The sequence below is a fragment of the Pseudoxanthobacter sp. genome, from assembly GCF_036822375.1.
Lineage (GTDB): Bacteria > Pseudomonadota > Alphaproteobacteria > Rhizobiales > Segnochrobactraceae > Pseudoxanthobacter.
Map to the genome: position 1 here is coordinate 14,147 of NZ_DAISHT010000081.1, position 1,365 is coordinate 15,511.

General features: G+C 66.2%; 1 protein-coding gene. It reads left to right on the forward strand.

The window, feature by feature from the left end; genetic code table 11:
- Window positions 1-518 precede the first annotated feature (518 nt).
- Window positions 519-1,365: MFS transporter (locus V7067_RS09665; RefSeq protein ID WP_334175683.1), on the forward strand; the 847-nt coding region annotated here is incomplete at its 3' end.

Sequence of the window (1,365 nt, forward strand, 5' to 3'; positions counted from 1 at the left end):
GCCGGCCGCCATGCGGCTCCGCCCGGCCCGCCGGCCGCCGCAACGCCGTGTGGGGCCGCGGGAATCGCGATTGTGGGGACAACGGCGAAAACGGTCGCTTCTAGGCCAAAGGTCTCATCGCGCGGCCGCGTTTTGTTTGTTAACAGTATTGAACGTTGCCACATTTCAGGCGGCGACCATAATGCGGACCGGCCACAAAAGGCCGGCCACTCACAACAGCCGGCGAAAAGCCGGCACGGATGCGGTGGCGCGGGCGGCGCCCGCCGTGTCTCAGGGAGGACCGCCCCCCGGTTGCCACGCCTGACGCGCATGGCGCCGGCCCCCGGAGCCGAACCGGCTTTCCTGCCCGGTCTGCTCCGGCCGCTGCGAACGGTGCCCCGCGCCGGTGGCGGGCGGAATGCGGCTGAGGCTGCATTCCGCCGCCCGCCACCGCCGGGCTGCCTGCGGCCGGGTGCAGGTTCCTGACCGGAACGCAGAGGAAGGCGGTCCGGCTCCGTGTCCGAGGAGGAAGCTCGAACATGGCCACCGCCACCGCACTGTCAGACACACAATCGCGCGCAATGAGCTCGGAAGAGCGGCGCGTCATTATCGCATCGTCGCTCGGCACCGTATTCGAGTGGTACGATTTCTATCTCTACGGTTCCCTTTCGGCGATCATCGCGCACCAGTTCTTTTCCGGTGTGAACGAGACGGCGGCCTTCATTTTCGCGCTGCTGGCCTTTGCCGCCGGCTTTGCGGTGCGCCCGTTCGGCGCCATCGTGTTCGGCCGCCTCGGCGACATGGTCGGCCGCAAATATACCTTCCTCATCACCATCATTCTGATGGGGGCATCCACCTTCGTCGTCGGCATCCTGCCGAGCTATGCGGCGTGGGGCATCGCGGCGCCGGCCATCCTCATTCTCCTGCGCCTGCTGCAGGGCCTTGCGCTGGGCGGCGAATATGGCGGTGCGGCGACCTATGTCGCCGAACATGCCCCGTCCGGCCGGCGCGGCTACTACACCGCCTACATCCAGACCACGGCGACGCTCGGCCTGTTCCTGTCGCTGCTGGTGATTCTGGGCGTGCGCGTGGCTATCGGCGAGGAGGCGTTCACCAGCTGGGGCTGGCGCATTCCGTTCATCGTGTCGGTGCTGCTGCTGGCGATCTCGGTGTGGATTCGCACCCAGCTCAATGAAAGCCCGGTCTTCAAGAAGATGAAGGAAGAGGGCAAGGCCTCCAAGGCGCCCCTTACCGATGCTTTCGGCAACTGGAAGAACCTGAAGGTCGTCATTCTGGCCCTGCTGGGTCTCACCGCCGGTCAGGCCGTGGTGTGGTACACGGGCCAGTTCTATGCGCTGTTCTTCCTGACGCAGACGCTGAAGGTGG